The sequence below is a fragment of the Paracerasibacillus soli genome, assembly GCF_042432965.1.
Taxonomy (GTDB): Bacteria; Bacillota; Bacilli; order Bacillales; family Amphibacillaceae; genus Paracerasibacillus; species Paracerasibacillus soli.
The window spans coordinates 22,471-46,361 of record NZ_JBHLWL010000002.1 but is presented as its reverse complement, the minus strand read 5'-3'; the positions used below and the strand labels follow the sequence as shown (position 1 = coordinate 46,361).

Sequence of the window (23,891 nt, the reverse complement as noted above, 5' to 3'; positions counted from 1 at the left end):
CACACCAATTTAATTCTGTATTTCTAATGTGACCTTTAATTCACTTTTTTAAACTGGTTAATCATAAGAAAAGATGTGTAACATTTCCTTTTTTTTAAGTAAATAATTTTAGTATTTCAGAAAAAGTGTGATGTCTTTGCGTAAGCTTACTTAATCACTAATTTTTTCTTCTGATTTTGAGCCATGAGCAAAAGTTCTTTTGCATGATCTTTAGCTGTTTCCGTTATAATGGTACCCGTAACCATCCTACTTAACTCGTCCACTTGTTCAGCCATAGACAAATCACGAATATTCGTAACATGACGTTGATCTTTTTCTTCTTTCTCTATAAATTTATGGGAGTCTGCCATCGCAGCAACTTGTGGTAAATGTGTAATACAAAGCACCTGTGAATCATTAGAAATATGGTAAATTTTATTTGCAATTGCCTGGGCTACTCTTCCACTTACACCGGTATCAACCTCATCAAAAATAACGCTTGTAACCCCTTGATGCTTAGCAAATATTTTTTTCAAAGCTAACATAATTCTTGACAATTCACCGCCAGAAGCAACTTTTTCCAATTCCTTTAATGGTTCTCCCGGATTGGTTGAAATTAAGAAATGAATTTGATCGACCCCATTTTTATGTAGGGGTAACGCCTTAAACGATGATACGTTTTTGAAATCATGATTAAATGCAATTTGAAAAGAAGCCTTTTCTAAATAGAGATCGATTAATTCCTGATGAACTTCTTCCTCCAATAACTTTGCTGCATTCTTTCGTAAATCATGTAGCTGTTTTGCCTCTAAATAAGCATCCTCTTCTAATTCCAAAATTTGATCCGCTAACTTAGCCAAATGAGAATCCTTATTTGTTATTTGTTCCATTTCTTCTTCAATTTTAACCATATATTCAAGCATTTCCGAAACAGAATTTCCATACTTTTTCTTGAGTCGATCAATCTCGGCTAGTCTAGATTCTATTTCATTAAGCCTTGTTGGATTATATTCCAATTGGTCACGAAAGTGCCGTAATTCATAAGACAATTCCTCTATATTGTAATACATATTCGTTAATCGATCAGACTTTTCCTGGATGGATGAATCATAATCGCGGCCATCTTGCAATGCTTGCTGAGCAATATTTATCCAATCCAAACCTTTTTGTTCACCATACAAAGCATCATAGGCTGCTTGAACAGCTTGAAAAAGTTGTTCATAATGCACTAATGAGCTTCTTTCTTTTTCAAGGCTCTCATCTTCACCAATTTGTAGTTTCGCTTCCTCCAGTTCCTTATATTGAAAAGAAAGCAAGTCTATACGATGTGCCATTTCCTTTTCGTTTTCATTCAACGTTTGATACCGTTTTTTTAATGTTTGTAGTTTCTCATATATCTTTAAATATTCATGCTTTGCTTTTAAAATAGCTTCTTTATCATAATAATCCAACAGTTCAATATGATTATCACGATTCATTAATGATTGCGTTTCATGCTGACTATGAATATCAATTAAAGTTGTACCAAATTCTCTTAAAATTGCTAACGTGACAAGTCTGCCATTGACACGACAAATACTTTTTCCTTGGGCTGTAATTGTTCGTTCCAGAACAAGTTGTCCATCCATTATTTCTACGCCATACTGTTCACCGATTTTATATACGGCATGTTTTTTATTATCTATTGTAAAAAGACCTGTTATTTCTGCCTTTTTACTATTATGCCGTACAAATTCAACTGAACCCCTACCACCAGCTAATAATTGAATCGCGTCTATAATAATTGATTTACCTGCGCCCGTTTCCCCTGTTAGTACCGTTAAACCTTCCATAAAGGTTACGGATATCTTATCGATTATTGCAAAATCACGTATTGATAATTCTGTAAGCATTTTTAACACCTCGTCTATCTAGGCCTAAAGCATATTTAAAAATCTTTCCGTCACTATTTTTGCCTTTTCATCATCTCGACATATAATGAGACATGTGTCATCACCACAAATCGTTCCCATTAGCTCATCCCATTCCAAATTGTCAATGAGCGCCCCAATGGCTTGGGCATTTCCAGGTAACGTTTTTAATACGATAAAACAACTTGTATAATCAATACCTACAAATACATCCATCATCAATCGTTTCAGTTTATCTACTGAATTAAAGCGTTGATTTCCAGGCAAGCTATATTTATATGCTCCATTATCTGTTGGTACTTTGACCAAGTGTAGTTCTTTAATATCACGTGATATAGTTGCTTGTGTAATTGTAAATCCCAACTGCTTTAAACGATTGACAAGTTCATCTTGCGTTTCAATTTCGTGGTCTGTTATTAATTCCCGTATTTTAAGTTGCCTTTGTAATTTACTCATAATTGGCCCCCAAATATGTTTTCTTTATTTTTGCTGACTTTCTGAGTGAAACGACTGATGAGCCCGTTCAACTACGAGGTTTAATTCATCATCGGTAGGAATTTTTCCTGTTTGACTATTTTTTTGATTTGTAAAATGGGCTAAAAACTCAATGTTGCCGTCTCCCCCCGTTATAGGGGAGAATGTAACATCTTGGAAAGTATAATTCTCAGAAATCGCAAAATGTATAATCGATTGTAAAACAGCAAGATGGATCTTCTTATCACGAACAATCCCTTTTTTTCCAACTTGGTTTTTTCCAGCTTCAAATTGTGGTTTAATAAGTGCAATGATGTCACTATTGTCTGCTAGCAATTTTTTCAAAACTGGGAGAATTAGTTTGAGGGAAATAAAAGAAACGTCAATTGTTGCAACATTTGGTGTTCCATGTTTTAAGTTATCTTCTGTTACGTAGCGAAAATTTGTCCGTTCCATTACAATAACTCGGTCATCTGAGCGCAACTTCCAAGCCAACTGATTGTATCCGACATCGATAGCATAACTTAACTTTGCGCCATTTTGTAACGCACAATCAGTAAATCCTCCGGTGGAAGAACCTACATCTATTAGGATTTTATCTTGTATTTGCACATCAAATTCCATTAAAGCCTTTTCTAATTTTAATCCACCTCGACCCACATACGGGTGTTCATGTCCTTTAACCGTTAATGGAATGGTTGAAACTACTTTCATTCCAGGTTTGTCTAGTCGTATATTTTCTGAAAAGACAAGCCCAGCCATAATGACTCGTTTTGCCTTTTCTCGTGTCTCAATTAAGTTTCGTTCTACCAATAATATATCTAATCGTTTTTTTTCACTCATTTTTTTAATTCCTCTACAATTTTATTTAAAGGGTACGTTATCTCTTTTTGTCCTTTTTATTTTTGGGTTCATTTAAAAATGGAAATAAATTAATTTTAAATTTATTATGGGTAAACCCAATAAATTTTCCTACATAAAATATAATTTTAGTTGATGAATGAATTGCAAAATATTTACCAATTGCTTTACCGCCAACTGTTATCGCCGCGACAAGACTTGTTAAGATGACAGATAATGTAATTTGTGTCGTCGTACCTTCTCCCTGGCCTAAAATAGCTGCAATCTGTAAAACCACAAGACCTGAAGCAGTACCACTAACAATTCCAGAAATATCACCAATCACGTCGTTACAAAAACTAGCAAATTTATCTGCATTCCGAATAATCAATACAGCTTCTTTCGCTCCAGGTACTTTTTCAGCTGCCATGGCATGAAATGGCGCTTCAGAAGCCGATGTTGAAGCGATTCCTAGCATATCAAATAAAATACCAATTAAAATAATAATTAATACAACTGCGAGACCAACAACCCACATTACTTTACTTAAAATTGAAGATGAAATAACTGAAAAAATAGCCGCTAACACAAAAGTGATAACGGCGATTGTTAAACTAAATTTAATCGAACTTTTTATTTTAGCTTCCATAGTATACCTCTATAATTCGCAAATTCATGACATGCGTTATGTACAGGAATGGTCATTTAAATGGTAAAAACTGTGGCTTAGGTCCAGTAGGTTTTCCCAAATGAATACCCTATGTTGCCATAAAGGCGGTTCCCCTTTAAATCCATTTTAGCCTTGTCACCAAGCGCTAGACTGGATTACCACTTAGTCCACACTATAATCCCATTTAAATGTCTGATGAACAGTCTAGGAGATTTCCTCAACAGTCTTTAGCCATTTCCTAGCCTCTTTTGCAGTGTTGATTTCATAGAGATAAAAACAGACATTCAGTGGCCACCCGAATGACTATTTATGACTCTAATCCCCTCAAAGCACCACGCAAGGCAGGCTACGCTGCACATGTAGCTTCCCTTGCCTATTTATGCAGGTTCATACCCCATTCCATAATAGCAACTAGGCTCAGCTACTACTACAGAGATGGGCCTCCGCGGTAATCGGGTCAACGCCCACATGCCTTTGTGGATCGCCCAAAAACCTTAACTCCCAGCATCAACCCAAGGCTGGGCGCCTCAAGCCGACACAAGGAACTTCATCGATGTGCCCTTTAGCGGATTTTTAGCCCCGCCTTCAGAAATGGAGGACTGACTAGAATACTGCACCATCCCTTTTAAATATATTATACCATAATGATTTCAAAAAAACATCTTGCTTATGTTGCTATTTGACAATTTTCGAGAATAGCTATTCTAATGATCTCGTTGACTAAAATGATCAATTAGATTCATAAGTATGTCAGTATTTGCTTGTGCCATTTTTAGTGATTCTTTCGCTTTATTTGCATATTCTAATTTTAACTTTTTAGCTCCATTTAACCCTAATAATTTTGGATACGTACTTTTATTTTGATCGATATCACTTCCAACCGATTTTCCTAGTTTTTCTTCGTCGCCTTCAATATCTAAAATATCATCTTGCACTTGAAATAAAATACCTAAGTAATAGGCAAACTTCTCCAAATGCTTTAGTTGTTCCTCTGAAGCGTTTCCTAAAAAAGCACCTGCCTTCACAGCAAATCCTACTAATTCACCCGTCTTTAAAGCATGTATATTTTCCAATTGTTCAAGCGAAATAGCTTTGTCCTCAGCTTCCATATCATAAATTTGACCTGCAACCATGCCATGAGGCCCACTTGCGCGTGACAACATTTGTAGGATAGTCACTTTTTCATCACTGGACAATAAAGGATCGTTTGCTATAATCTCAAAACTATAAGTTAACAAAGCATCACCCGCTAAAATAGCAATTGCCTCATTGAATGCTTTATGATTCGTCAATTTACCTCGTCGATAATCATCGTTATCCATTGCTGGTAAATCATCGTGAATTAATGAGTATGTATGAATCATTTCTAATGCTACAGCTGAAGTAAGGATCTTATCTGTTCCAGTTTGAAAAGCCCCATAACTAGCAGCAAGTAAAACAGGACGTAGTCTTTTCCCACCTGCTTCTAGCGAATAAAGCATTGCGTCTTTCAATACTTTAGGAAAATGTTCATGTTTAAAATGCTTGTTTAATTCTTTTTCCATCATTTCTTGTACCGTTGCAATGAACCCATTTAAGGTAATATCCAAAATTATTCTTCCTCTCGTAAATCAAAAGATTCTACTTCTCCCTGTTCATTCACAATTTGCACCATTTTTTCTTGCACGCTTTGCAACTTGTCGCTACATAACTTCGATAATTTCATACCTTCTTGATAATAATCAATCGCCTTTTCAATCGGAACATTTCCTTCTTCTAGTTTATTTACAATAACTTCTAATTGTTCTAATGCCTCTTCAAATGATACTTCACTTTTACTCATTGGTTTATTTCTCCTCTACATCATTCACTGTACAACTTAATTTCGCATCGGGAATTGTTACAACAATCTGGTCATTTTTATTAATTTGATCCTTTGTTTTAATCAATTGTCCCGAAGAAGTGTACGCAATAGCGAAGCCTCTTTTCAGCGTTTCCAATGGATTTAATATCGTAAGCTTTTCCATGTTTCGAGCTAACGCTATTTCTTGACGTTGTATACTTTGGTTTATCGCCTTTTCTAATAATTGTATCACTTTTTTATAACTTTTAACCGATTCGTTATATTGCTTTAGTGGATGTTTTAATAGTAGTCGTTCTTGTAAATGCTCTAGTTTTTGTGTCTTATTAGCCATATAGTTCTTGATGGATTTTTCTAACTGTTCCATATGCCGATCTAACGCTTGTTCTTTTTCTTGTATTAATTGTTGTGGATAACGAAAAGCATATGCATGTTTTAATCGTTCGACTTCCTTTTGCTTATGTACAATCATGCGTTTCATCATAGCCTGTAATAAACGTTGCGTTGTTTTTACTTTATCCTGAAGTTCAATTCGCGATGGTACAGCTAATTCCGCTGCTCCAGTAGGAGTCGCAGCCCGTATATCAGCTACTAAGTCACAAATTGTTGTATCTGTTTCGTGACCAACAGCTGAAATGATTGGAATCGCTGAGTTATACACGGCATCTGCCACTATTTCCTCATTAAATGGCCAAAGTTCTTCAATTGAACCTCCACCTCGACCAATAATAAGTACGTCAAACACTTTTTTGTTATTAGCTATTTCTATTGCATTTTTTATCGATTCTGCAGCTAGTTGTCCTTGTACCATAGCTGGAATTACTGTAATTGTAACAAATGGGTATCTTCTTTTTAATGTCGTAATAATATCTCGTATAGCTGCACCTGATGGTGAAGTGACAACACCGATATGATGTGGAAATGAGGGAATCGGCTTTTTTCTGTCTACAGCAAAATATCCCTTTTTCATTAATTTATCCTTCAGTTGTTCATACGCTAAATATAATGCACCTATTCCATCGGGTTCCATTTGCTGAATATAAAGTTGATACTGACCATTTGTTTCAAAGACACTTATTTCCCCTTTAATTAAAACGCGCATGCCTTCCTCTGGTTGAAACTTTAGAAATCGATTATGTCCGGCAAACATAACTGCTTGAATACGGGTTTGTTCATCTTTAATTGTCATATACATATGGCCACGATTATGATGCTTAAAATTAGATACTTCACCTTTTAACCATATATTTTGTAAATGTGGGTCCAGGTCTATTTTCCTTTTAATATATCGAGTTAATGCAGTAACGGTTAAATACTTATCTTTCAACTTGTTGCCAATCCTTTAGCAGCCTTTATTGTATTTTTCAACAACATTGTAATCGTCATTGGACCAACGCCACCCGGAACAGGCGTGATGTATGATGCAACGTCTTTTACTTGTTCAAAATTCACATCACCTGTTAATGAACCATTTTCTAGGCGATTTACTCCTACGTCAATCACTACGGCACCTTTTTTTATATGATCGGCATTGACGACATGTGGTCTCCCAACAGCGACAATTAGAATGTCAGCCGTCTTCGTATATTGCTGCAAGTTAGTTGTTTTTGAATGACAATATGTTACTGTTGCGTCCTCATTTAATAAGAGTTGTCCCACTGGTTTTCCTACAATGTTGCTTCTGCCAATCACAACGGCATGCTTTCCTTCTAGTTCTACATTAATTGAGCGAAGCATCGTAATAATACCGTATGGAGTACAAGGTAAAAATGTATCTTGACCCGTCAGCATTTTCCCAACGTTTGTTGGATGAAACCCGTCTACATCTTTGTCCGGATGAATAGATGCAATCACTTTTTGTTCATGGATGTGTGCCGGTAAGGGAAGTTGCACTAAAATTCCGTGGACAGATGAATCTTCATTTAGCTTGTTAATTTCAATTAGAAGTTCTTTTTCTGAAGTCGAACTTGGTAACTTATGAATAGTTGAATCCATTCCTATTTCATCACAAGCTTTCTCCTTACCACGTACATACGATTCAGAAGCAGGATCATCTCCAACAATGATGACAGTTAAATGAGGCTTGATACCAATTTTCCTCAACTGATCAATTTCCAATTTCATCTCTTCTCTCATATCACGGGACAATTTTTTTCCGCTAATAATAGTTGACATGAATATCCTCCCCCTACTTCACTTTATTTATCTTTAATAATATTCGATAAAACACCATTAATAAATTTACTTGATTTTTCATCACCAAATACTTTTGCTAATTCTACTGCTTCATTAATAGATACCCCTACTGGGATATCCTCACGAAAGATGATTTCATATGTTGCTATTCTTAAAATCGTTTTTTCTACAGTTGCAATACGATCAATGGTCCAATTTTTAAGGCTTTCGGAAATATATTGATCAATTGCTTGTTTATTTTGTATTACTCCTTTTACAAGTTCTTGCAAAAATTCGGATGAAACTAGTTCTGCATCTTCCTGATTATTGATTTCATCTTTTACCTCTAGTTCATTAATATCTAATGGAAAAAGGATTTGAAATGCTTTTTCCCTTGCTTTGTGCCTATTCATCTGCATAACTCCTTCAATAATATCTCATTCAAATAATAACATGATTACAGGAGCAATGCTATTTACAACGATTCATTTATATTCATTGCAACCTAGTAGCCGTAATCTAATTTTAGTATAAACATTTTATAAAGAAAATGACAAAGAAAAGCGAATGATTCCGCTTAACGACGTACAAACTACCTCATGCCAAAGAGGGATTCGATGAAAAGCCGCTTTAAGTCTGACCTTCCTTTGAAACAACGAACCGATGTTGACTTATCGCAGTGGAAGTTTACTAGTCACTAAAAGCATAAGGTCGACAATGAGTAGTAAAAGCACCTCATAAAAAAGGCTAAAAGAATTACGATTCTTTTAGCCTTGGCATGTTGCTATTTATTTTGTTCATCTAAGTTATCCGATTCCATTTGTACACCTACAACATGAATATTTATTTCAGCAATTTCTAATGCCGTCATATTTTTAATAGCTTGTCGTATATTTGTCTGTAATTTTTGTGCTACTTCTGGAATGGAGAAACCAAATTTTAATACTACATATAAATCGATTAAAATAGCATTTTCCGTTAGTTCCACTTTAACGCCTTTGCTATGTGACTTTTTCCCAAAGCGTTCTACTACTCCAGTTGCAAAATTACCACGCATTGAAGCTAAACCGTCGATTTCCGAAGCGGCAATCCCCGCAATTACTTCTATCACTTCTGGGGCAATTTCCACTTTACCTAACCCAGTATTTTTACTAACATTTACCAATGATTGTTCAGCCATATTATCACTCCTTCGTACCGAATATAGGATACTCTTTTAGAAAGTCAGTATTAAAGTCCCCATCTTTAAAAACTTCATGCTCCATGATCTGCTTATGAAAAGGTATTGTAGTATGAACACCATCAATTATAAATTCCTCTAATGCGCGCTTCATTCGCTGTATCGCCTCATCACGCGTTTTTCCATACGTAATTAACTTCGCAATCATAGAATCATAGTGTGGTGGTATTTTATAGCCAGTATATGCTGCAGAATCAATTCGAACACCAAATCCTCCAGGTGGAATATACATGTTTATTTCTCCAGGTGAAGGCATAAAATTTTTATAAGGATTTTCTGCATTAATCCGACATTCTATCGACCATCCATCAAATGTAACATCATCTTGAGCAAAAGATAATTTTTCACCATTTGCCACTTTTATTTGTTCTTTTATTAGGTCAACACCTGTCACCATTTCCGTAACAGGATGTTCCACTTGTATGCGTGTATTCATTTCCATAAAATAAAACGCATTACTTTTTCGATCAAAGATAAATTCTACAGTTCCTGCTCCTACGTAATGAACAGCCTTTGCTGCGTTAACAGCAGCTTCACCCATTTTTTTTCTTATTTCAGGTGTAATTGCAGGAGATGGTGTTTCTTCAATCAATTTTTGTAATCTGCGTTGAATACTACAATCCCTTTCACCTAAATGTACCACATTTCCGTATTGATCAGCTAATACTTGTATTTCAACATGGCGGAAATCTTCCACAAATTTTTCGATATATACCCCAGGATTACCAAATGCAGTTTCAGCTTCTTTTTGTGTAACGCGAATTCCCTTAACTAGCTCTTCCTCATTTCTCGCTACACGTATTCCTCTTCCACCGCCACCAGCAGTTGCTTTAATAATAACTGGATATCCTATCTCATTTGCAACAATTTTACCATCTTCTTCGTTTTCAATAATCCCTTTGGATCCTGGAACAATTGGTACATTCGCCTTTTCCATTGTTTGTTTCGCAACATCTTTCATACCCATTTTTTGAATAGATTCTGGTGAAGGTCCAACAAATATAATGTTACAAGCCTTACACAATTCTGCGAAATCGGCATTTTCAGCCAAAAATCCATAACCTGGGTGGATAGCATCAACCTTTGTTAGTGTTGCAACACTCATGATGTTGGTGAAATTCAAATAGCTATCCGCACTAGCTGCTGGGCCAATGCAATATGCCTCGTCTGCCAACTGTACATGTAAAGATTCTTCGTCAGCTTGTGAATAAACAGATACGGTCGCAATTCCCATTTCCTTGCAAGCTCGAATAATTCGTACTGCAATTTCGCCTCTATTAGCTATTAATAGTTTTTTTATCACTAGCGTTCGTCTCCTTACATCGATTTTACTCTAAACAGTGGTTGGCCGTATTCAACTAGCTCCCCATCTTTCACTAATATTTCCACGATCTCACCACTAACTTCCGCTTCAATTTCATTAAATAATTTCATTGCTTCCACGATACAGACAGTTGTTTCGCTTGAGACGCTTGTCCCCACAGATACAAATGGATCACTTTCTGGATTTGGTGCACGATAGAACGTCCCAACCATCGGTGAAACAATTTCAGCATCGTAGTTCACTTGTGCTTGTACTTGTTCTTGTGCGTTTTCAGCGGTTTGTATATTTTTTTCAACTTCTACCACAGCATTCGGTTTATTTTCAGTCTCTATTGCCTGAGATTTTTCTATAATTTCCGTCAGTTGTGGTTCAGATACCTTTGTTGCGGTAGATTTTTTCATCGTAACTGTCGTACCATTTGTTTCATAAGTAAACTCATCAATTGTTGATTGGTCAATTAATTTTATTAGTTCACGAATCTCTTGTACTTTTAACATCAAAGTTACACCCCTTGTTTATCATGTTATATTAGGTATTAATAACTCCTCTTAATATATTACGATAAAACACCATGAAACATCAACACATGCGTTAAAATTATTATATTTTTTAATTGCCTTCATTACATTAATAGTACTTAATCAATCCGAAATACAACAACTTACATATACGATAGCAAAATAACTCACTTGTTTTCGGATGGACTCTATTCATTTAGTTTCTATCTTTTAAATGTCATGATTGAAATAAATCCCTCTGCTGGTGACCTTTCAACGTTACGAAACATTAGCCTTAAGAAACAATAAAAAAACCGGGGTAAATAGACACCCGGTACTTTTTTTATCCTTCAGTTTGTTGATAATTTACGTCGACCTTCACATCTCCAAATTCGTCCCGAACCATCTGCATGATTTGTACAACTTCTTCATTCGTTAATTTATCTATCTTGACGTGTACATGAACCTTCTCTCCATTTGATCTAACTAAAACGTCCTCATATTCATTTGCAGCAATTATTGTCTTCTCTAACGTTGTTTCTTTCGTTGTTGTTTGTTCTATTTCTGTAATATCATCCAATGCCTTATTTTTCTCCTCGGTTGATACTTCACTAGCTGCAACAACTTCTTTTAATCTAGCAATTGCACGACTTCTGTCATCATCTAAATCCATTCTCAATGTCGTAAACAATTCATCCTTACCTGGGCTAATATCTTCTACTGTTGCATCTCCTTCTTCCGCTGCAGAGTCAACCGTAGTTTCTTTATTTTCAGTTTTTTTACCATCATCAATATAAGCAAGATCATTATTACCTGGTGATAAAATATAGTAGACACTTAAAACAACCATTAAACTTAACATCGTTAATAACCAGACTGTTTGCTTTTTTAACATCTTTCCATCATCCTCCTTATTTTTTTGGGAGTACAGAAACTTGATGAGTTGGTACATCTAATACACGGGATACCGCCTCAACAACCCATTGCTTAACAGATGCTTGTTCTACACCTTTTGCTACAACAAATACGCCTCGTACTGGTGGTTTTTTCGTTTGAACAAGCAATGGTGTTTCTTTGTCTCCCTGTCTTACGACTACTACTTGTGTTTCTTCTGTGTTATCTTCGATTTGGCGATTACCACCATTTTTGTCATTCTCGTCTGTTAATTGTTTACCAGTAATAAGATTCTTCTCATATACTTTTACATTCGTAGAATCTAAGTTAATCATTACTTCCACATTAGAAACACCTTGAATATTTTCGAGCATTGCTTCTAATTGTTTTTTATATGTCGTTTCCAATTCATTGACATCTGCTGTCATGGTTGGTGAGTTTGCATTTGTTTCCGTCGATTCTTCGTTTGATTCTTTAGGCAAATTAAATTCTACTTGATCCTCTTTTTTTGAGGGAGAAAATACATTTCCGAGAATCATAAAAAGCAGTCCGAGTAAACCAATTAATATGACATATGATTTTAGTGGTCTTTTATTCTTTTGGTTATCATCGGTAAACTGCAGCCATTCCTTTATTTTATTTATCAACTAGATCCTCCCCCCCATCTAATCATTAATTTCTTATCGTCTAATTGCCATTTCTCTGTAAGAAAATCAACGATATCATCTACATCTTCCTCTGTGGCTGTTTCACTATTCGATGGTTCACTTGTGTCAATTACAATATCATCAACTGCATAGATTACTCCCTCCCCATCTCGTGCTTCTTGTACATAAACAATGACTTCTTCCAAGTTTTCAAAGGTGTATTGTTCTTCCAACAAAAATGTGAAAGTAATTTCTGTAATTTCGATTTGATGTTCCTCAATTAATGATGGATTTGCTATTTCTTTGAGTTGGACAGCCATTTGTTCTAAAATATATGCATGTTGCGTCGATTCTATATCTCTTTTTTGATTTTCAATTAAATTTTCTAATGCAAGAGTTCCCTCTAACTCGTCTAAATGTTGTGTACTCGTCGCATTTATCTCGCTTTTTATATCAAACTGAAAAAGATGAAATATTGGTTTTAAAAATATTAATACTAACGTTAATCCCACAACTAATTTAATATATTTTTTCATAGCGTTTTGTGGAATGATTAAATCAACCAACGTAGCAATCAATAAAAATATAATAATTTGGGTAACCCATTGGATAAGTAGATCCATGTTCATCATCCTAACGAAGTAGCATGGTTAAATTACTTGCAGCTACAATAATGACGATTCCAATAAAGAACATAAATGAAACAGCTAGTAAACATGCAAGCATATAAAATATATAATTACTTATTAAGTTTAGATTTTTAATAATTGGACCATCCCCAATCGGTTGAAGCACAGCTGCGGCAATTTTATAAATAAGTGCGATTGTGAAAATTTTCAGGGCCGGAAATAGCGAGATAAAAATTACTATTGCAACACCAACGATTCCAACTGCGTTTTTCAATAATAAAGAAGCACTCAATACGGTATCCGCCGCATCTGTGAATGTCCTACCTACAACGGGAATAAAATTACCAGTTATAAACTTTGCCGTTTTCATACCAATTCCATCTTGAATCGCACTTGCAGCACCCTGTACGGACATGACACTTATAAAAATGGTTAAAAAGCCACCTAAAACGCCCAAACTAACAGTTCGAAACAGATTTGCTAAATGCGTCACTTTATATTCTTCATTCAAATTACTTACAATTAATAATAGAGCCGAAATAAATAATAATGGTAAAATAAACTTGGAAACGATGACCCCACTAGCGTTTACTAAGAAAATAATGATGGGATGAAAAAATGACACTGCAACCAAATTTCCAAATGTCGCCATTAAGCCTAATAGGAGTGGAATTAATGCAATCATAAATCCACTCATCATATCAATTGTTTCCTTGGTATAGGAAACAACTGTATAAAAACTATTTAACGCCAAAAATAATAGAACGATATATACGACAAAATATGCAATCTTACTTACTGCACCTCTATCAAATGCATTGTGCATCGTCTGTAAAAACACAGAAAATAATGTAAGCATAAATAACATACCTAATAATTTGCCATTTAAAATAATCTCATGAATTAAAAACTCTAGAGCACCAAGTAGTACTTGTTTTATAGAGAACTTTTCGTCATTTTTTATAAAATCATAAATGCCCGTCTTATGTAAATCTGGTAAATAGCCTCCGTATTCTTGGACCAACTCATTCCAATAATCTTGCATACCTTGAAGAGATATTTCATTTATTAATGCATCTTCCACTTCCTCCTGTTCTTCTATCGCTTTAACATATTGGGGAGATGAACTGAAAAGGAGTAAAAAAAAACCAAATGCAACAAACAACCTCCTGATTTTCACATTCATTACTCCTCTCAAGTACTAATTAGTTAGTGGCAAAAAGTTTAATATGGATTCAATTACTGCTGTAATAATCGGAATAGCCATTAGTAAAATAAATATTTTTCCTGCTAATTCAATTTTCGATGCAACTGCACTTAATCCTGCATCTTTTGTCATACTAGCCCCCAACTCTGTTATATAAGCAATACCAATTATCTTTAAAATCGTTTCTATATACATACCATCTATTGCCGCACGTTGACCTAATGTTTGAATCAATTGAAAAATAACCCCAATTTGCTTGATGATTGCTAAAAAAATGACAATACCTGTTACTAAAATAATAAAAAATCCAAAAGGTCCATTAAATTCTTTTACAATGATATATAGCAAACTAGCAATCAATCCTAGCACTACAATTTGGATCATATCCATCTATTGCATCTACCCTTGGAATAGGAACACAGATTTTATTTGTTGAAACAAATCTGACAGGCTATTAATAACAATTACCAATACGATAATAAATCCAGCAAGTGTTGCAAATTGTGCTATTTCTTCTTTTCCCATCTGCTTTAAGATCGTATGGATTAGTGCTACTATGATGCCGATTCCTGCGATTTGAAATAAGACTGTTGCATCTAACATGGATCATGTGCCCCTTCCGCTTTAAATTAGTGTTTCCGTTTTTCATTCATGGACCTTACATTAAAAGCAAGACGATAAATAGACCACATAGAAATCCTAATGATTTTGCCATTTTTGCATATCTTGCCTCACTTGCTTTTGCCTCCTGTAATTCTCGGTCTAAATGGTTAAGAGTTAGTACGATTTGCTTTTGTTGTTGGGTAAAATCATGTTGTCCCAACGTCCTTCCAAATTGATATAAGATTTCCGTTTCATTTGGTCCTAAACTTGATTGTTTCATATACGTCGCAACACCTTTTTCCCATATTTCTAGAAAGTCCGTTTTATTTTTATTTAAGTCGCTTGTCAACATTTGAAAAAAGTACTTCGTTGGTTTAGGAATTTGCTTACTTATTAATTCAAATGCATCTATCAATGGTGCTTGACTATACAATATTTCAGCTTCTAAAATTTGTAATGCATTCTTTAGTTGTCGTATATGTTTTGGTCGGTTTACTAGTCGCTTACTCCATTCAAATCCTGCCCATGTAGTTGTACTAATGAACAGAAGTGCCCCGATCCATTTCACCAGGTAAACACCTCGACTTCTGATAAATATTTTTTTCCTGTCCATTGTAAATATATTTAATTTTTCCTGGTAACCCTACGTTGTTTTCGATTATTACGGTACGTGAAAATACGTTTTGTTCAAATAATAAAGCTAAAGATGGGCGTTTTTTTAATTCAGTTAATGATTGTCCATGTATCGTACAAATAACGACGACACCAGCATGTACTGCTTCTAATAAAGCTTGTACATCTTGATGACTACCAATTTCATCCACAATTAGTACCTCTGGAGACATAGAGCGAATCATCATCATCATACCTTCTGCTTTTGGACACGCATCTAAGACATCGGTGCGCTGGCCTACTTCATGTTGCGGAATCCCTTTGATGGATCCCGCAATTTCAGAACGCTCGTCAATCACACAGACTTTCTTCCCTGGAACATACTTCCAACCTGTAGAAATCATTCGAGTTAGATCTCGAATTAATGTCGTTTTTCCAGTCTGTGGTGCACCTACAATTAATGTATTTACATAAGTATTTCTCTCAAACAAATATGGAATTAGTGGTTTGGCAACACCAATCTTTTGTTTTGCAATCCGGATGTTCAGAAATGTTATATATTTTATTGCTTTTACTGCCCCGTTGATTGTGTTCACTTTTCCAGATAAACCAACTCGATGCCCACCTTCAATTGTAATAAATCCTAATCTTAGTTCATCTTCCAGTCGGTATAACGAGAACTCACTTAACTGATTCATTACATATGTTGCGATACGTTCATGCGGAACAAGATTTTCCATCCATTCCACTTGGTGATCAAAAATAAGTTCAATTGGTTGACGTAAACGTAAACGTATTTCTTGAAGTTTTCCCCACCTATTTCCTATTTGCTTTTGCATGGTATCTTGATAAGTTTTAGGAAACAAACGTAATATTTCATCCATTTTACCCACCACTCTTTTAGCTCTTCCATTTAGTTCTTGTACACATTCACATCTATAAATAAATGTATGTATCTATCATGAAAATATGACATAAAAAAAACAGCCTATGATTAGACTGTTTTTTGTCATTTGAAGTTTATTAAGCTCTAGAAACATATTTTCCTTCTGACGTATTTATAACTAGCATATCGCCAGTATTTATAAAAAATGGAACTTGAACAGTTAAGCCCGTTTCTAATTTAGCAGGCTTAGAACCACCGCTTGCTGTATCTCCTTTTATTCCCGGTTCAGTTTCAACTACTTCTAATTCAACATTATTTGGTAAATCAATACCAATTACTTCCCCTTGATACGTGATAACGGAAACTTCCGTATTCTCTTTAATAAATTTTAACTCATATTCAATTTGGTTACTTTGTAGTTCAATTTGTTCATAACTACTTGTATCCATGAATGCATGTGAATCACCTGATGCATATAGATATTGCATTTTTCTATGTTCAACATGCGCGCGTTCTACCTTTTCACCTGCACGAAATGTCTTTTCTTGGATATTGCCGTTTTTTAAATTACGAAGCTTAGAGCGTACAAATGCAGCACCCTTTCCCGGCTTTACGTGTTGGAAATCAACCACTTGCCATACAGCGTTATCCATTTCAATTGTTAATCCAGTTCTAAATTCGTTTACAGAAATCAAATGAAATCCTCCTCTTTCATGTTAGCTTATTACACGTGTTTCTTATAAAATAATTAACTCTTTAGACGACGTTGTTAATCGTTCATTTCCATCCTTAGTAATAACGATATCGTCTTCAATTCTACATCCGCCTACACGTGGAATATAAATACCAGGCTCAACGGTCACAACCATTCCGACTTCCAATTTCACATCTGATCGATACGAAAGACCTGGCGCTTCATGTACTTCCATTCCTAAGCCATGTCCTGTTGAATGGCCAAAATATTGTCCATAGCCCGCCTTTGTAATGTAATCTCGTGTTAAAGCGTCAGCCTCTTTACCTGTCATTCCTGGTTTTATACCATTAACTCCAATTAATTGCGCTTCAAGAACTGTATTATAAATCGTTCTTAATTCTTCACTTATTTCTCCAACAGCAACCGTTCTCGTAATATCAGAACAATACCCATTGTAAAGTGCCCCATAATCAAGTGTTACAAGTTCACCATTTTGAATTTCCTTTTCAGAAGCAACTCCATGAGGTAATGCAGAACGAAAACCTGAAGCCACAATCGTATCAAAACTTGATGATGTAGCTCCTAGTTTACGCATGTAAAATTCCAATTCATTTGAAACTTCTATTTCCCTCACACCAGGTTTAATAAACCCTTGAATATGTTCAAAAGCAGCATCTGCAATTTCAGCAGCTTTCTTCATTACGAGTAGTTCTTCGTCAGACTTGATCATGCGTAATCTTTCCACAAGTTCACTCGTTGGAATTAATTGCCCATCAATTACATCCTGATACTGTTCGTATGTAGCAAATGACATATCATGCTTTTCAAATCCAATTCTTTTAGCATGTATTTCTTTTAATTGATTACTTACTTCCTGCTCTAGCCCCTGTTTATGTTCTACAATTGTAAAATCTTTCACTTGTGTCGTTGCCTGTGATGTGTAGCGGAAATCCGTTATAAAAATAGCTGCCTTTTCACTTACAATAGCTACACCCGCAGTCCCAGTAAATCCAGTCATATAACGTCTGTTAAAAGGATTCGTAATAATCAACGCATCTAGCTTCTGTTCTACAAGTGCTTGTCTTAAAAGATTTAGCTTATTCATTTTCACATTCTTCCCCCTTTAATTCATTTCTTTTACATAGTTTACGATAGCTTGTGCTGCTAAATTGTAACCGTATAAGCCTAGGCCAGTAATTTGTCCGATACATGCCGCTGCCGTTATCGACGTATGTCGAAATGATTCTCGTTTATAAATATTAGAAATGTGAACTTCAATAACAGGCGTATTGATGGCGAGAATTGCATCACGTAATGCAACACTTGTATGTGTATACCCTGCTGGATTGAGTATGACACCATCATACTTTTTATCTGCTTCTTGAATACAATCGATTAATGTTCCTTCAGAATTTGATTGCATACATGCTAAGGAAAATCCATATTGATTTGTAACACGCTGAACTTCATTTTCTATATCCGTTAGCGTAAAACTACCATAGACTTCTTTTTCACGTTTTCCCATCAAATTAATATTAGGTCCATTTAATAATAGAAGTTGCTGATGCATTTCTTTCCTTCCTTTAACGAGTAAGATGATTGGCCTTTATATTTTACCATAAGTTAGCATATAAATTATAACAATAAACCTAATTATTCACTTCTTTTCTACTCTGTACATCAGAATAATGATAAGAGATTGAATAGCCAATGAATAGACCATAGAGAACATAAAGAGATAATGTCGAAACAATCGTATTCATATCAAGCTGATGAATAGCTGGTACATTCATAAATAGTGGATGTAAAACGAAAAAAATGACTCCCCATAAAACAAGTCCATATACAATACCTGTCCATAACGCTAATGTTTTCCGTAATATTCCATAATAAATAGTAGAAGCAACCATGGACAAGATGCCAGTTAATATAATTGAAATCACATGTCCTAACCAATGCTCCGTCCAGCTTTCCGTTATCCAAGATCTTAACAAAAACGATTTTGGTGCCACTTCAGACATATTAAAGTAATAGAGGAAAACTCCAATAGAGCTCCAAAACAAACCACCAACAAAACCGATGGAGAGAGATTTTAAAAACAGAGATCCTTCACTGGTGTTTTTTTCCTGTACTTGCAGTTGTTTACTCATATTCATCACCTCTACTTCATATTATCTCCAATCTTTTTAAAAAAAACGTTTAAAATGAAATAGTGGATAACTAGTTATTAGAGAAAAATTTTAGTAAAATAGAATGACAATGACTGAAATAGGGTAGACTAACTATTGAAGTTATAGTGTTACATACAATCCTTTATATATATATGTGACTCGCAGTAGCTCACATAACCAAGTAATAATTGCCTTTTTATGATAACGTGAAAGGAGCTTATCTGATGCTTCGGAATTTCATTACAAAAATGTTTTATGTCGTGATTGTCTTAGCCATCATTGGTTTAGGCATTTCATTATTTACAAATACCTTGAAGTTTCTTACTAGTATCTTTCTTTCCATTGTATTTGCAGCCATTCTCTTCGGTATCTTATATTTCGTATTTACTCGTAATCGAACGGGCAGTGCATCCAATCAAGAAATGAAAAAATATCGTCAGGCTGTGAAGCAATCTAAAAAAAGGTATCAGAGTAATGAGAAAGCCAGTCATACACGCACACAGCACCCCCAAGCAGTCAGCACACAAAAGAAATTAAGAAAACGCCCCTCGCACTTAAGTGTAATTGAAGGTAATAAGTCAAAAAGAAAAAATCGAGCTTAAATAGCTCGATTTTCTTTATTTTTCCCATGTACGTAAAAATTGATTAGCTCGCTCTTTTCCCAGCTTAATCAGCGCTTGTTTTTCTTCGTCACTAATATAAAAATTAGTCGTTCCAACATGATGTACTGGTATAAAAATGATATTATTTTTTTCTGCACTTGATACATATCGTGCATCATGCGCCTGTTTCATTGTCGAAAAAAGTGCTAAAAACATGTCAAGCGCATTTTTTATTTTATTTGGTTTCACCATCTGAGTAGATTCACTAAGTTTCACACCTAATATCGGTCGCTTTGGAATGGTTCTTGTTTGGGGTTTATTTTCAAAAATCCATAATGGAAAGTTACTTAGAAGACCACCATCTACAATAAAACTTTTTCCCATATCATTTCCATGTAATTTTTTAGGCATAAAAAAATATGGAAAACCCGCACTCATTCTAACCGCTTTTGCAATGGGGAATAGATTTGGATCTATGCCATAAAGGGTTTGTAAATCATCTGGAATGACGACTAGCCTGCCAAGACTAAGGTCGCTTACTACTAATTTTAAATATCCTTGTGGAACGTCGCCAAAATTGTAAATTTCCTGTTTGGCTAATTGTTCATATAACCAATATTCTAGTTTGTCTCCCCGATTTAAGCCCATTTGGAAGTATAGAAAAAGCCATTTCGTTCCAGGTATTATTTTTGTTAATTTCGGTGGATCTAAAAATGATTCTATATTTAATTGTGTAATGAGTGTATGAATATCTTTTGTTTTATAACCAGCTACAATAAGCGAAGCAACAATTGCCCCTGCGGAAGTTCCTGCGACTCTTTCTAATTGTATCCCATTTTCTTCAATACTTTCGAGTGCACCAACAAACGCAAAAGCTTTCACCCCTCCACCAGAAAAAACAGCATCTACCTTCATATAGTCTCTCCTTCTCTTAAACATACATTTACTATAGTTTAAGCAAAAGAAAGAAAAAAAGAACTAGAAGTTACGGTTTTACTTTTTTACACCCTTTTGTATACTTAGTAAGTTATTTACTCGTGTTTTATCCTCTTTGAAATAATGGACTAGATCAGCAATCCGATCGATAGAATTCCAACTGAGATGATGTTCAATTCCTTCGACATCATTATATATGTTTTCTTCTTTCACACCTATTATCTCAAGAAATTGTTCAAGTAGTTCATGCCTAAAAACGAGTCGTTCACCAATTTTCTTACCTTTATCAGTCAAAACAAAACCACGATATTTTTCGTAGTCCAAATAATCATCTTTATCTAGCTTTTGTACCATTTTTGTCACAGAAGATGGGTGCACCATTAATTCTTCAGCAATATCTGATACGCGGGCATATCCCTTTGATTCAATTAAATTGTATATTTGTTCAATATAATCTTCCATACTTGGAGTTGGCATGATATCCCTCTTTCCATGAATAATTTTTTATCCAAGGCAAAACTGTTTCATATTAAGGATACCGTAACTATTCTTTTAATACAAGTTATTCATATTGTCAGTATTCACGAAGGATTTGGCTTTTATTAAAAATAGCAAAACTTTTGCATTAAAAAGTTTTGCAAACCGCGAGCATCATATTGTTTATTATTTATCAATTCATAGTGACCCAATGTCAAATATTGTACAGTTTTTATAATAAAATTTGATTACTTTCTACTTTTCAGTATCTATTTAAACCATGATTTAATAAACTGTACACGATGCTTTTTTGATTATCATAAATAAGTCAGGGTATCTTTTCTTGCTCCAGAAAGGCGACCGATTGATGAATAAATATTATTCTATTTGTTCTAACTTCAAACCTTCTATTCCAAATATTAGATTCTTGTAATAATCTGAGCGAATTGAAAAACCTGCAAATTCCTCGTGTGTCGTACACGAAAACCAAATAAAGTCATTTTTTATAAATGTTAAGTCCTCAGGTAATCCTGGAGCAATCCAGTCATATAAGCTATTTGCATATTTAACTAATAACTTATAGGTTTCCTTATTAGAATCCACAACAAAAACTGTTGCAGCAGGACCTTTAGTTTCTGTTCTCGCCCATTTTTTTGTTTTGTAAGTCTCTGTAACATAAGGCTCAAATTGTGCAATCACTTCTTTATTGTATTTAAGTTCTTTCCTAGTGATAAAATAAAAGCTATCTGAATTATTACATAGAACTTTTATAAGACTTTTGTAAATTTCATTTTTAGGATTCTCTGTCAAATCCCAGTACTCAACTTCATTATACTTTGTCATTTCACTATCCCTTTTTTATCGAAGTACGCCCAATTGTTCTTTATATATTTTCCGTGTCGTATTGATGCACTTATCCAAATACGACTTTATATTTCTGAGGGCCTTGAACTTTTTCTATCATTTTATTAAGTAGCTTGTTAGTTTGTCGCTTCATCTTAATACCTTTTAAACAAGTAGACCTTCCTAATGATAAAACGTCTTAAATATTTAACCATGGCTTATAATCGCACCAACTCCAGAACCACGACCTTCTTGAATCCACTTTTCGACTTGTGTTGAGCTAACTCTTTTAGCCATAAAAACACCCCTAGACAACTATAATCTAAGGGGTGCTTCATCGCATCATATTACAAACATCGCAACTTTATTTCAATTCCACAATTTCACACATCTTACCTATATCATAGTCCACATTTAAGTTGTGCACCACAGTTTGTACACGTGTTACAGCCACCCAATTCTTCTACACTACCTTTTCTACAAACAGGGCAAGTATTGCCAACTTCATTTCCAAACGTGACATTCGTGTGTTCTAGCTCTTGAATTGTATCCATTAAAACAACTTTTGGCTTATCGTCTTCAAGTAATAACTCTGTCTGTTCAAATGAGTTTTCCTCAGCCTTTAATGTAAGGACTTGACTGTCACGACTTCCATCAACGTAAACCGTTCCACCTTTTGCACCACCGCGATATAACCGTTGATACACTTCTTCTACTTGCTGAACAGTATATCCTCTAGGCGCGTTAACTGTTTTGGATATTGAACTATCTACCCATCGTTGTATAACACATTGTGTATCGGCATGTGCCTCCGGTGATAATTCCATTGCTGTGATAAACCATTCAGGAAGATTGTTTGGATCTTGTTCTGGATGCTCTTCTAAATATGCTCGGACAATATCTGCCTTTACTTCAATAAACTTCCCAAGTCTTCCGCTTCTATAATAAGAAAATGAAAAATATGGTTCTAGTCCTGTGCTTACACCTATCATCGTACCTGTACTTCCAGTTGGGGCAACGGTTAATAAATGTGAATTCCTAATCCCATATTTTAAAATACCGTTGCGAATATCTTCAGGCATCTGTTTCATATATCCTGTATTAATAAATGCTTCTCGCAGCTGTCTAGTTTCCGCCTGTGTTTCACCAACTAAAAATGGAAAACTTCCTTTTTCCTTCGCTAGCTCAACAGACGCACGGTAAGCTGTAGTAGCTATTGTTTCGAAGATCTGATCAACAAGGTCGTTCCCTTTTTTTGATCCATACTCCGTTTCGCAATAAATTAATAAATCATGTAATCCCATTACGCCTAAACCAACCCTACGTTCTCCTAATGCTTGTTTTTTGTTTTCTTCAAGAAAGTAAGGTGTAGCATCTATGACATTATCTTGCATTCTTACGCCGGTTTCAACCGTTTGTTTTAGTTTTTCAAAGTTGACTGACTTTGTTTCTTTATTAGCCATTTCCGCTAAATTAACCGCTGCTAAGTTACAGACTGAGTATGGAGCGAGCGGGTCGGGTAGAGGACAGACGAGTTGGTCTTCTTACCACTTTTTCCATCCTCCCCCTACGAACCGTACGTGCAAGTTTCCCTGCATACGGCTCTCTCAGTTAAATTTCATCGAGTCTGACAAACTCTAAAATATGTCGATATTCATTTATCGTAACAGCTTTCGCATAACTCGATGGTTTTACGAATTGTTACAACCTGCGTCTCCACCCAGTATGGAGGTTTCTTACC

At 35.1% G+C, this 23,891-nt stretch carries 28 protein-coding genes and 1 pseudogene; 1 reads left to right on the top strand and 28 read right to left on the bottom strand.

All coding sequences use genetic code 11. From position 1 onward, the window contains the following. Positions 1 to 146: 146 nt before the first annotated feature. The 24 genes from recN to ACFFIS_RS00530 form a co-directional block, all read right to left on the bottom strand. A complete protein-coding gene (gene recN, locus ACFFIS_RS00645; protein WP_390185743.1) occupies positions 147 to 1,871 on the bottom strand; it encodes a DNA repair protein RecN in 1,725 nt (574 codons plus the stop codon). Between the two features lie 24 nt (positions 1,872 to 1,895). Continuing rightward, the gene (gene ahrC, locus ACFFIS_RS00640) at positions 1,896 to 2,345 is read right to left on the bottom strand and encodes a transcriptional regulator AhrC/ArgR (RefSeq protein WP_320379132.1); all 450 of its coding nucleotides are present in this window, start codon (positions 2,343 to 2,345) and stop codon (positions 1,896 to 1,898) included. Positions 2,346 to 2,369: 24 nt separating this feature from the next. Next, positions 2,370 to 3,206: a TlyA family RNA methyltransferase gene (locus ACFFIS_RS00635; protein WP_390185742.1), complete on the bottom strand. Its 837-nt coding sequence runs from the start codon at positions 3,204 to 3,206 to the stop codon at positions 2,370 to 2,372. 37 nt (positions 3,207 to 3,243) lie between these two features. Further along, positions 3,244 to 3,852, bottom strand: coding sequence for a hypothetical protein (locus ACFFIS_RS00630; protein ID WP_320379133.1), 609 nt, complete (start codon positions 3,850 to 3,852; stop codon positions 3,244 to 3,246). Positions 3,853 to 4,577: 725 nt separating this feature from the next. Next, positions 4,578 to 5,462: a polyprenyl synthetase family protein gene (locus ACFFIS_RS00625; protein ID WP_390185740.1), complete on the bottom strand. Its 885-nt coding sequence runs from the start codon at positions 5,460 to 5,462 to the stop codon at positions 4,578 to 4,580. Positions 5,463 to 5,464: 2 nt separating this feature from the next. Further along, positions 5,465 to 5,695, bottom strand: coding sequence for an exodeoxyribonuclease VII small subunit (gene xseB, locus ACFFIS_RS00620; RefSeq protein ID WP_320379134.1), 231 nt, complete (start codon positions 5,693 to 5,695; stop codon positions 5,465 to 5,467). Positions 5,696 to 5,699: 4 nt separating this feature from the next. After that, entirely contained in the window at positions 5,700 to 7,040 is a 1,341-nt protein-coding gene (xseA, locus tag ACFFIS_RS00615; protein WP_320379135.1) for an exodeoxyribonuclease VII large subunit, read from the bottom strand. Further along, positions 7,037 to 7,888 (bottom strand): bifunctional methylenetetrahydrofolate dehydrogenase/methenyltetrahydrofolate cyclohydrolase FolD, encoded by an 852-nt coding sequence (folD, locus tag ACFFIS_RS00610; protein ID WP_320379136.1) that lies wholly within the window; start codon positions 7,886 to 7,888, stop codon positions 7,037 to 7,039. The genes xseA and folD overlap by 4 nt, the downstream gene beginning before the upstream one ends. A gap of 23 nt (positions 7,889 to 7,911) precedes the next feature. Further along, positions 7,912 to 8,301: a transcription antitermination factor NusB gene (gene nusB, locus ACFFIS_RS00605; RefSeq protein ID WP_390185739.1), complete on the bottom strand. Its 390-nt coding sequence runs from the start codon at positions 8,299 to 8,301 to the stop codon at positions 7,912 to 7,914. 371 nt (positions 8,302 to 8,672) lie between these two features. Beyond that, positions 8,673 to 9,068 carry an Asp23/Gls24 family envelope stress response protein gene (locus ACFFIS_RS00600; protein WP_390185737.1) on the bottom strand — a complete coding sequence of 132 codons (396 nt, stop codon included), beginning with the start codon at positions 9,066 to 9,068 and terminating at the stop codon, positions 8,673 to 8,675. 4 nt (positions 9,069 to 9,072) lie between these two features. Further along, positions 9,073 to 10,431 carry an acetyl-CoA carboxylase biotin carboxylase subunit gene (gene accC, locus ACFFIS_RS00595; RefSeq protein ID WP_390185736.1) on the bottom strand — a complete coding sequence of 453 codons (1,359 nt, stop codon included), beginning with the start codon at positions 10,429 to 10,431 and terminating at the stop codon, positions 9,073 to 9,075. A 14-nt stretch (positions 10,432 to 10,445) separates the two neighbouring features. Beyond that, entirely contained in the window at positions 10,446 to 10,949 is a 504-nt protein-coding gene (accB, locus tag ACFFIS_RS00590; RefSeq protein ID WP_320379137.1) for an acetyl-CoA carboxylase biotin carboxyl carrier protein, read from the bottom strand. Between the two features lie 343 nt (positions 10,950 to 11,292). After that, complete coding sequence (locus ACFFIS_RS00585) at positions 11,293 to 11,844, bottom strand: SpoIIIAH-like family protein (RefSeq protein ID WP_320379138.1); 552 nt, start codon at positions 11,842 to 11,844, stop codon at positions 11,293 to 11,295. A gap of 16 nt (positions 11,845 to 11,860) precedes the next feature. After that, positions 11,861 to 12,490, bottom strand: coding sequence for a stage III sporulation protein AG (spoIIIAG, locus tag ACFFIS_RS00580; protein ID WP_390185734.1), 630 nt, complete (start codon positions 12,488 to 12,490; stop codon positions 11,861 to 11,863). Next, positions 12,487 to 13,113 (bottom strand): stage III sporulation protein AF, encoded by a 627-nt coding sequence (gene spoIIIAF, locus ACFFIS_RS00575; protein ID WP_320379140.1) that lies wholly within the window; start codon positions 13,111 to 13,113, stop codon positions 12,487 to 12,489. The genes spoIIIAG and spoIIIAF overlap by 4 nt, the downstream gene beginning before the upstream one ends. A gap of 10 nt (positions 13,114 to 13,123) precedes the next feature. After that, positions 13,124 to 14,305, bottom strand: a complete 1,182-nt coding sequence (gene spoIIIAE, locus ACFFIS_RS00570) for a stage III sporulation protein AE (protein ID WP_390185733.1) — start codon at positions 14,303 to 14,305, stop codon at positions 13,124 to 13,126. A 15-nt stretch (positions 14,306 to 14,320) separates the two neighbouring features. Beyond that, a complete protein-coding gene (spoIIIAD, locus tag ACFFIS_RS00565; protein WP_320379142.1) occupies positions 14,321 to 14,716 on the bottom strand; it encodes a stage III sporulation protein AD in 396 nt (131 codons plus the stop codon). Between the two features lie 9 nt (positions 14,717 to 14,725). Beyond that, positions 14,726 to 14,929, bottom strand: coding sequence for a stage III sporulation protein AC (gene spoIIIAC / locus ACFFIS_RS00560; protein WP_320379143.1), 204 nt, complete (start codon positions 14,927 to 14,929; stop codon positions 14,726 to 14,728). Between the two features lie 55 nt (positions 14,930 to 14,984). Further along, a complete protein-coding gene (gene spoIIIAB / locus ACFFIS_RS00555) occupies positions 14,985 to 15,497 on the bottom strand; it encodes a stage III sporulation protein SpoIIIAB (RefSeq protein ID WP_390185732.1) in 513 nt (170 codons plus the stop codon). After that, a complete protein-coding gene (spoIIIAA, locus tag ACFFIS_RS00550) occupies positions 15,466 to 16,425 on the bottom strand; it encodes a stage III sporulation protein AA (RefSeq protein WP_320379145.1) in 960 nt (319 codons plus the stop codon). Before spoIIIAA ends, spoIIIAB begins: the two co-directional genes overlap by 32 nt. Positions 16,426 to 16,564: 139 nt before the next feature. Then, positions 16,565 to 17,122 (bottom strand): elongation factor P, encoded by a 558-nt coding sequence (gene efp, locus ACFFIS_RS00545; protein WP_320379146.1) that lies wholly within the window; start codon positions 17,120 to 17,122, stop codon positions 16,565 to 16,567. A 42-nt stretch (positions 17,123 to 17,164) separates the two neighbouring features. Further along, entirely contained in the window at positions 17,165 to 18,226 is a 1,062-nt protein-coding gene (locus ACFFIS_RS00540; RefSeq protein WP_320379805.1) for a M24 family metallopeptidase, read from the bottom strand. 18 nt (positions 18,227 to 18,244) lie between these two features. Continuing rightward, the gene (aroQ, locus tag ACFFIS_RS00535; protein WP_390185729.1) at positions 18,245 to 18,691 is read right to left on the bottom strand and encodes a type II 3-dehydroquinate dehydratase; all 447 of its coding nucleotides are present in this window, start codon (positions 18,689 to 18,691) and stop codon (positions 18,245 to 18,247) included. A 79-nt stretch (positions 18,692 to 18,770) separates the two neighbouring features. Further along, the gene (locus ACFFIS_RS00530) at positions 18,771 to 19,271 is read right to left on the bottom strand and encodes a YqhR family membrane protein (RefSeq protein ID WP_320379147.1); all 501 of its coding nucleotides are present in this window, start codon (positions 19,269 to 19,271) and stop codon (positions 18,771 to 18,773) included. 245 nt (positions 19,272 to 19,516) lie between these two features. On the opposite strand from ACFFIS_RS00530, the gene ACFFIS_RS00525 reads away from it, so the two are divergent. Beyond that, a complete protein-coding gene (locus ACFFIS_RS00525; RefSeq protein ID WP_390185727.1) occupies positions 19,517 to 19,894 on the top strand; it encodes an SA1362 family protein in 378 nt (125 codons plus the stop codon). Between the two features lie 15 nt (positions 19,895 to 19,909). Here the strand turns inward: ACFFIS_RS00525 and ACFFIS_RS00520 are convergent, their stop codons facing one another. The 4 genes and pseudogenes from ACFFIS_RS00520 to ACFFIS_RS00505 form a co-directional block, all read right to left on the bottom strand. Further along, on the bottom strand, positions 19,910 to 20,809 hold the full coding sequence (locus ACFFIS_RS00520) for a patatin-like phospholipase family protein (protein WP_390185726.1): 900 nt from the start codon (positions 20,807 to 20,809) through the stop codon (positions 19,910 to 19,912). A 78-nt stretch (positions 20,810 to 20,887) separates the two neighbouring features. Beyond that, the gene (gene mntR, locus ACFFIS_RS00515; RefSeq protein ID WP_320379151.1) at positions 20,888 to 21,307 is read right to left on the bottom strand and encodes a transcriptional regulator MntR; all 420 of its coding nucleotides are present in this window, start codon (positions 21,305 to 21,307) and stop codon (positions 20,888 to 20,890) included. Between the two features lie 378 nt (positions 21,308 to 21,685). After that, a complete protein-coding gene (locus ACFFIS_RS00510; protein ID WP_320379152.1) occupies positions 21,686 to 22,150 on the bottom strand; it encodes a hypothetical protein in 465 nt (154 codons plus the stop codon). 401 nt (positions 22,151 to 22,551) lie between these two features. Continuing rightward, positions 22,552 to 23,664: pseudogene (locus ACFFIS_RS00505) on the bottom strand (ribonucleotide reductase barrel domain-containing protein); the annotation flags it as partial. Positions 23,665 to 23,891 lie beyond the last annotated feature (227 nt).